The following is an 8,420-nucleotide window of genomic DNA, read 5'->3' on the forward strand; positions in this document are numbered from 1 at the left end:
GAGTATGCATAATCCTCTTCATCCGCCCAAGCTTCAGACCGAAGTCTTCGTGGTGAGCGCGCATGTTGGTATTCATGATACAGAGTTTGAGCCACGGTTTCACAATCATCAGAAACATTTAGTCTGATAGTATTTCCAGAGGTTTCTCCTGCGCCTTGCATTGGATGAGCTTGCCAAGATCCTCCCTGGAAAATTTCATCTGCCCAAAATAAATCATCTACTAAAATCACTACTCTTGATCCTGTTCTAAAATCGTCGATGATTGCTTCATTCCAGGGGCAAAGTATTTCTTGAATACATGCTACATCTGCGGGGTTTTGGGAAAGCGTACTTGGATTGTCCACTACCGCTGGAAAATCAGTATCCAAAGCTGACATAGTTCCTGTTCCAACTTTTCCTCTAGGATCAGTAGTGATTCCTTTATCCCGTTGGTAAGCACTAACCCCTTGCTCTGTTTCGCCCTCATAAATCCCATCTATACCAAAACGGATTAGAAAATGGCCCTTATCTTGAATCGCATGCTGAATTTTATTCACATGACCTCCTCTTTCTCCCCTTTCTAAGACTTTATTTCCATCAAATACCTCTTCCAGTTCAGTGTCTCTGGCAAACCTAGGAGAACTTAAATCATGTCCATCACCAATCGCTCTTTGAATTTTGAAATCACTCAAACTACGTTGCTGAACTACATGGGTTAATTCATGAGCTAGTAATTTTTTTCCCTTTTGACTATGAGTTTCGAATTTTCCAGAATTGAAATAAATATTAGAACCATAGGTGAAAGCTTGAGCTCCCAGGTTGTTACTCATGCTTTGTGCGGTAGAATCCGTATGTATTCTGACCTGACTAAAATCAATCCCAAAACCATGTTCCATTTCAGTTTGGGTAGTTTTAGGAATAGGGTTTCCTTGATTTGAAGGATTATTTAAGTGACTAGAAATAGTACTAGATACAGCTGCTTGTGAGTCATTATTTTTCTTTGTCTGAATAAAATCCAGTTTATTTTTATTTCCTCTTTGGGTCAGTACTGAAATATCTGAGATTGGCTTTCTTTGAATGTTTTCCTCTTGTTCATTTTTTTCTTCTGCTTCGCATTCAGCACATTTGGCTTGGATTTGGGTATTGCTTTTTGAAGTATTGTATTTAAAAATGCTTGAAGGATTTGTATTTAAATTTGGATTGAAGAAATCGTTTTGGGTGACATTTGAGGGATATGTAGAAAGACTGCTAACCACCTTTTCTGCAACCTGATCTGCTTCTTTTTCATATTTATCCCCTGGCGCATTGACTGTTAATTTTGCCTGCACTGGTAAAGGAGCAAAAAAAGAACTCCGCTTCTGTCCATTGGACGAGGTATTCGACTTTTTTATTTCCTGTTGGGTTTCCATTTATGATAGAATTTATTTTAGGATGGAAGATTTACTTGTATTTCTTTCCATCAAACCATTTTTGAAGTTCTGGGGAAATACTCGTCAGTTTTTTTGATACCCAAAAGGAATAGGCTTCCGCATAAAACTCTTCTGGTTTATGAGGCCAGTTTTCTTTGGCATAATCAGAAATTGGAGGGATATTATTTTTTTCTACAAACTCCACAAATTTCTGGACCCGAGCAGATCTTTCATGCGCTAAAGCATTGGCTTTTGCCGCATAAAAGAACGCGTCCTGATACTTTTCAAAAGATGGTAAAATTGTCAATAAGGCATGTTTTCCGTCTTTTTTGGAAAGAGATTCAAACGCCTGACTTCTTGTAGTGATTGATTTATTAACCCCTTCAATCAAGCTCTCAACTTTACTTTCTGATTTATCACGACCCTTGGTTTCTGTGTAAAATGTTTCGATTTCATTGCTGAGAGACTCCACAGAAGTAGCATATTGTTTAGCTTCGTTTAGATCGGTCATGATTTTTGCTTTTGTACTAGTTAGTGTCTTATCATGATCCGTCTTGGCTGAAGTTGCATTTTTATTGATTTTATCAAGGTCAGATTGACTAATTATAAGTTTTTTGGCTTCTTTATCTTTTTTCTCCCAGGTTGTTTTGGCCTTTTTTGTGGCACTTTCCGCAGTATTGAATTCCTTTTCTTTTTTTGATCGCTCCTTTCTCTTTTGATCTACTATTTTTCTCAGGTTACCCACATCAGATTTCAATTGTTTTTTGATAGTAGCATCAGATTCCTTGTTGTATTCATTCACTTTATCATTGTAATCTGTTACAGCGTCATTGAATTCATCATTTGAGGTGTTGAATGGATCTGCTTTATCATTTTGTTGATTTGTCTTTTCATTGAATTTCGCCAAAGCTTCATTTGCAGCCAGAGTAGCTTTTCTGCTGGGAAGAGAGGCAATAGCATGCCCAATTTCGTGTTGAACTAATCTTTTTTGTTCAGCTTCAGAAGAGCCTTTACTAAAATTCAAATCTGAAATTTCAAGTAAATACTCGTTGGTTACCGTGGTGTCATTTACCGATTGTTCGGAGCCAAATTGACCAGCTGTTTTTCCACCTAAGGTATTAACCCTTTTTAGAACGACATCCTTAAGCGCAGGAATGTCATCTTTTGGAATCATTTCCATTCCTTCTTTGGTAATCCTTAATTCTTCCGAAGTCCAATTAGAAGATCCATCATCTACCGATTTTAAAGAAAAAGCAGCTTTTATAGAGGACTTTAGTTTCTCGATTTTTTCCTTTTCTGCCTTTTCCGCATCTTCATCTGGATCCCTTTGAATTTGATTTGTTTGTTGAGCTACATGAGTTAATTCATGGGCTAAAAGCTTTTTGCCATTAAATGATTGCGGATTGTATTGATTGTCTCCAAATACGATGTCGTTTTTAAAAGTGTATGCTTTAGCATTTATTTCTTCAGCACTTTTATTTGCTGGGCCATCACTGTGAATTCTCACTTTGCTAAAATCTTGACTAAATGAGCTTTCCATAGATTCTTTTACTCCATTTTCTAATGGTTTTCCTGCGTTGCCAATGGTATTTATTACAGAGGAAGGTACGTTGCGATTCTGCCTACTTATAGTCTCGTTTTGCTTAGTCTGAATTAGGGATAAATTCTCATTTCGGGAAATGGAATTATTGATGTTATGCTGAGAAACGACTAGATTGGAAACAGCCTCTGCTTCTTGTTCATAAAGGTCATCTGGTTTATTGACCTCAAGTTTAGGCTGTACTCGTGGAGGAGAGAAAAATGAGATATTCAGTCTTCCTAAAGAAGAGGAGTTTGAATTTTTCCATTTTTGAGGCTCTTTCATAGAATAAGGATTATCTGATCATTTTCCTTCTTTTTCCATTTCTCTTTTGATGCTTTTGATCATCATCTCACGGGAAACTGTATAATCCTTATTTTCCAAGGAAGACAAGGAGATGTATTGGATAATATTTAGGATATGAGATCCCGTCAATTCATATCGTTCTGCAAGTTCTTTCAGCAATTTTTCATCTTCCAAAGTGAATTGCTTTGGAATTGTCTTTTCCCAAATCATCAATCGTTCCTCTGCTTTTGGAGCAGGGAAATAAACAATGGAATTGAACCTTCGAATAAATGCTGTATCGATATTGTTTTTAAAATTAGATGCCATGATCACCAGACCATTATAACTTTCAATCCTTTGTAGAAGGTAAGAAACTTCTTGATTGGCATACTTGTCATGTGCATCCCTTACGCCCGTCCTTTTACCGAAAATAGCATCTGCCTCGTCAAAAAAGAGGATCCAGTCCTTGTGTTCTGCTTTATCAAATAAGGAGGAAAGGTTTTTTTCTGTTTCACCGATGTATTTGGATACAATCATGGAAAGGTCTATCCTGAATACATTTTTTTGGGTGTATTTCCCCAAAAGCGTTGCTGTCAAAGTTTTTCCTGTTCCCGGAGGGCCATAAAATAGTGCCTTGTAACCCGGTTTGATTTTTCTTCCCAGATCAAATTCTGATAACAGTGTTTCTTTATGCTTTAGCCAAACTTGAATGTCTTTGATTTGATTCCAAACTTGATCTGGCAGTACTAAATCATCCCAGGTCATTTCAGTTTGTAAATGTTCTGCAGGAAAATTGATACTTAGGCTTGGAAGGCTAATTTTCCCAGTTGTAAAAACTTCTACATATTCAGGGTCTAGTTGTAATTTTCCCGAGAGTTTTGGATCACCCGATTTGGCCGCAGTCAAGGATAAAATTTTGTGTTTGAATAAGGGATTGTTTTCGTCAAAAAGTGAAATAAAATTCAACCGCTGCTGTATTTCTATACCTCCCAAAATAAATAGGACAGTCTCTCCAGTGGGAATCATTCCTCTATGCTGATCCTGCTTTACTCCTCCGAATTCCGGAAAATCTCCTCCATTGGGTAGAAATTTTTCGATAATTCTATCAAAAAAACCAGGGATCAAATGAGGAACTAAAGCTGAGGCAAATAGCACTACTTCTGCTTTACTTAAATTATAATGTTTTATAAAATTAGATATAGGAAGGTTTTCTGAAAGTTTAAAATCTGGAAATGAAAATTCCTTCCCTTCAAAATAACTTTCAAGTCTTCTCAAAGTAATTGTATGAAGAAAAAATACTACTTGTTGAATTTCTATTCCCATAAGTTCTTAAAACATCCATTGAACACCCGCATGAATCAATACTCCAGTCTGAGGATTATAGCTGAATCTTAATCCAGCTCCAAAACCCTGATTCTCTTCATCTGCAAGAGGTTGAAGTGCTTTAACAGCACCCATTATTTGGTCGATATTATCTCCATGGGATTGATAAAAACTAATAGGATCCTGCATGCTCCCAATATCTCCTAAAATACCACTGGCACCAGCCCAACCACTATTGACTGGACCTGCCAAATCAAAAGGCATTGGCAAAAGCCTAGACCCATAACCTAAATTTAATCCGAAACCTCCTGTGGTAAAGTCTGCGTTGGCTCCAAACCTAAACCTGTCTTGAGTTAGGCCAAACGACATGGCAGGTGAATGTGGGTTGAATCCAATTTCGGCACTTCCTGAAGGCGAACTTGTTCCCAATGTTAAATTTCCTCCATAATTGTATCCAAATCTTGTTTGCATCAGACCTTGAGTAAATTGGAGTGCGACTCTGCTGGTATTGGCTTCAAGCATCCATTGACCCAAGGAAAATTGGAGGGAAGGAGGTAATAGTTCGTAGTTAAATTCAAATTCACTTTCTTCTTCTTCAGGACTAGGGATACTCGCCTCATCATCATCCCGCTGGATTTTATTGATTGGAGAAGTGCTTTGCTGAATTACATGGGTCAGCTCATGAGCAAGAAGTTTTTTGCCTTTTTGGGTACTAGGGTTATATTCTCCGGAATTAAAGAAGATATCGTCTTGATGGGTAAAGGCCCTTGCATTCAATTTTCTGTTTAACTGATGAGAATTGCTTCCATCATGGATTTTAATATTCCCAAAGTCAGCCCCAAAACGGGATTCCATCAGGTTTCTGGTTTCGGAATTCAATGTTTTACCAGTACCTGCTTCAGACTTGATCCCACTTTCAATTTCCTGATTGGCAAACCCGCCGGAGGAACTCCCTTTCATTTGTATATTTTCTTCTTCACATTCAGCACACTTTTTCTGGATGTTGGGAGAACTCATGATAGGAGTTGTGCTATCGGAATTAATATCGTTTACCACCTTCTCCGCCACCGAATCTGCTTCCTGCTCGTACCTGTCTCCCGGATGATTTACCGCTAACTTTGCCTGAAAAAAGGTTCCCTTGATTGGAGCTTTTTCCTTTTTTAATTTTCCATATGAATTCTTTAAAGCCATGATTTCTATTAATTCCAGTCCACATACATCATTTCATTCATCCAGGGAAGTTTAATAAGCCCAATCCCCCAAGGCAGTTTGTCCAAAAGGATATCTACTGTTTTTCTTTCTACAGTCAGTTTCCATCCCTTATCCACTCGGCTAAGTTTACCTGACCTTTGTAAGAATGTCTCTCTCAATCCTTCTACGCTGGTATTCTTTAAAATTGCCCAGTGACCAATCACAATTTGGAGTAGGTTTTCACATTCTTTTTGAGATTTTAAATCTATTTCTTGCGTCAATGGTAAAACCTCATATAAATCCATCCCACACAATAGTTTATTCAGGACGAAATAATTTTCCGATAATTCATTTTCTCCATAAATCAAAAACTGAAGGATTTTCGCAGCTAAATGTTGTTTTGAGGGATTTTCAAATTTTTGGTTTTTTACCAACTCAAGATTGGTGAATAAGCCAGCTATAAAGGGATGCAAAAGAATGAGCCCAGCATTTTCAATAAATATATCCTCTTCTATGTTAGTGGTTTGTTCATTAATAGGTCGGCTTTCCGGTTTTTGGGAAATGTCACTGGTGTTTTCTGAATACTTAAGCCTCCTCTTAGTGCTTTTTGGCAATTTTTTTAAAGCCTCGATGCTTTTAATTTTTGATATTGATATACCGATTGTTTTTAGCAAATCCGGATAGCTTTCATGTAAGCCTTTCAGTAAATAGTCGATAAGAAGGATTTTCTCTGGATTTTGCAATTCAGAAAATATGCTTAAAAATGACTCTTTAAAGTCTTTATCATTTATTAATTCATTCCGAAAAAAGTCTTTAAGAATTAGAATACCTTCTTTTTTCGAGTTGAAAATGAGGGACTTAATGAGGTCAAGATTGGAGAGAGACTTCTTTTTGAGTGTAAAAGTCAAGAATACAAAAAGTAATTCCTTTTGTATTTTTTCATTTCCGTGTTTTTGGAGGTATTTGTAAACTGCAAAGACTTTTGGATTTAGAACTTCCCCCAGGGATTCATAAATTTTTGAAATGAACTTCTGGGAAAAGGATTTGAATAATCTGTCGATTACCAAGGAAGTTTTTTGAATGGCTTTTGCCAGCTTTTCAAAGAATATTCGATCTATTTCGAGGGCTTTTTCTAACTCATTTGGAAAAGAAAATGGGCTGTTCCAGGGGAAATATCCTTTATCCATAAAAAAGAAAAACACTTCATTCGCTTTGTTTTCTTTTGAATAGAATCTGGACTTATTTGAAAGATTGGAAGCTAATTCCTTTCGAACTTGCTCCAGAATATTCTGTAGTAATAATTCTTCCCAATTCTCACTGGTTAAAAAACCACAGTCTATAATCAAGGAATCCAAAACCAATGTGGAATCTGGATTTACTTGTGCATCAAATTCCTTTTCCAATGCAGGCATTACTTTTTCATGAAATACGAGAGCAAGCCTATCCTGTAAGCCCAATCCTTCCTCAATGCCCTCAAACTGTACTTCGAGGGAAGTTGTATGGATTTTATGATTATTGGAAAGGCTCATTTACATTAAAGTATCCCTTGTATAGTTTTTATCCTTCTTAAGTATTTGGGTTTGGCTGTAGCCTCACCATTTTCGCTTGTTTGAGTTGATGCTTTGGTAAATACAGATTCTATATTGGCAATGGCCTGTACTTCAATTCTCCCAAATTCTCCACTGGCCCGTAATTCAGCCCAATTTTTAGAATGAGCCTCAATGAAATCAAAAACTTTTTCCATTGGGATTTTGGCCACGTCGTAATCCTCTTTTTGTATACAGACTATGTATGAAATCAGTGAACTTATAATTTGATAAAGCTGGAAAGCAAACCCTCTAAATTCTTTGAATTCAAGAATTATATTTTGAAGCCCTTCAAGCCAATCTCTCAATTTTGAAATCAATCCTTCGGTTCCGAAAGCTGAGGAAAAGAAGTCTGTTTGTTTAGTCAAATTAGAAGTAGAAATGGTTTTCATGGAGGTGAAGAATTCTTTCACTTCATTATAGGAACCAAATGTTTCTATGAATTTTCTAAAATTTACCGTAGGCTCAGTTTTGTCGAAAGTCCCAAAGGCTGCTAGAATCTCTGGCAGAGGTCCACAAACTTTCGTTCTGGTAACATCTTCAATCGGCAATATTCCAACTTTTACACTAACGGAATCACTGCTGCTGCTTCCTGCACTATCCTTCACGTTTAGAGCAAATTTGTATTCTCCTTCCAGTAATCCAGAAACAGTTGTTTTAGCCTGGTCTGGTTTAAGAATAGATGGAGTAGATGGTCCTCCTTCAAAACTCCATCTGAAACTTAAGGTACCGTTTTCCGGATCAACAGAATTGCTTCCATCCAAAGTAACCGATCCAGGACTATTGGGATTAGGAATGGTTATAGAAATATCAGCCCCTGCTTCTGCTCTTGGAGGATTGTTTTCAGGAGCATTGACCGTAATCTTAACTTGATCTTGGCTGGAAGATCCCTGATCATCTGTAACTTTCAATTCAAAGACATAGGTGCCAGCGGCCAGTATTTCCACCGCTGTTTTTGCCTTGTTTGGAGATTTTAAGGTAACCTGAGGACCGCTGGTCTGACTCCAGGCGAAAGCAGTAATAGTACCATCTTCATCTTTGGAAGCCGAACCATCCAAAGTTGCAGAA

General features: G+C 37.3%; 6 protein-coding genes. All 6 read right to left on the reverse strand.

The features are described from left to right. Positions 1-1,388 (reverse strand): DUF4157 domain-containing protein (locus Q0L68_RS12470; RefSeq protein ID WP_296703605.1); only part of this gene is annotated, 1,388 nt, incomplete at its 3' end. A 31-nt stretch (positions 1,389-1,419) separates the two neighbouring features. Continuing rightward, on the reverse strand, positions 1,420-3,252 hold the full coding sequence (locus tag Q0L68_RS12475; RefSeq protein ID WP_296703608.1) for a DUF4157 domain-containing protein: 1,833 nt from the start codon (positions 3,250-3,252) through the stop codon (positions 1,420-1,422). 18 nt (positions 3,253-3,270) lie between these two features. Beyond that, the gene (locus Q0L68_RS12480; protein ID WP_296703611.1) at positions 3,271-4,575 is read right to left on the reverse strand and encodes an ATP-binding protein; all 1,305 of its coding nucleotides are present in this window, start codon (positions 4,573-4,575) and stop codon (positions 3,271-3,273) included. Positions 4,576-4,581: 6 nt separating this feature from the next. Continuing rightward, complete coding sequence (locus Q0L68_RS12485; protein WP_296703614.1) at positions 4,582-5,766, reverse strand: DUF4157 domain-containing protein; 1,185 nt, start codon at positions 5,764-5,766, stop codon at positions 4,582-4,584. 8 nt (positions 5,767-5,774) lie between these two features. Next, positions 5,775-7,295: a contractile injection system tape measure protein gene (locus tag Q0L68_RS12490; RefSeq protein ID WP_296703617.1), complete on the reverse strand. Its 1,521-nt coding sequence runs from the start codon at positions 7,293-7,295 to the stop codon at positions 5,775-5,777. Between the two features lie 5 nt (positions 7,296-7,300). Then, positions 7,301-8,420 (reverse strand): PKD domain-containing protein (locus tag Q0L68_RS12495; RefSeq protein ID WP_296703620.1); only part of this gene is annotated, 1,120 nt, incomplete at its 5' end.

The organism is Algoriphagus sp. (assembly GCF_024642405.1).
In the GTDB taxonomy this organism is placed as follows: domain Bacteria; phylum Bacteroidota; class Bacteroidia; order Cytophagales; family Cyclobacteriaceae; genus Algoriphagus.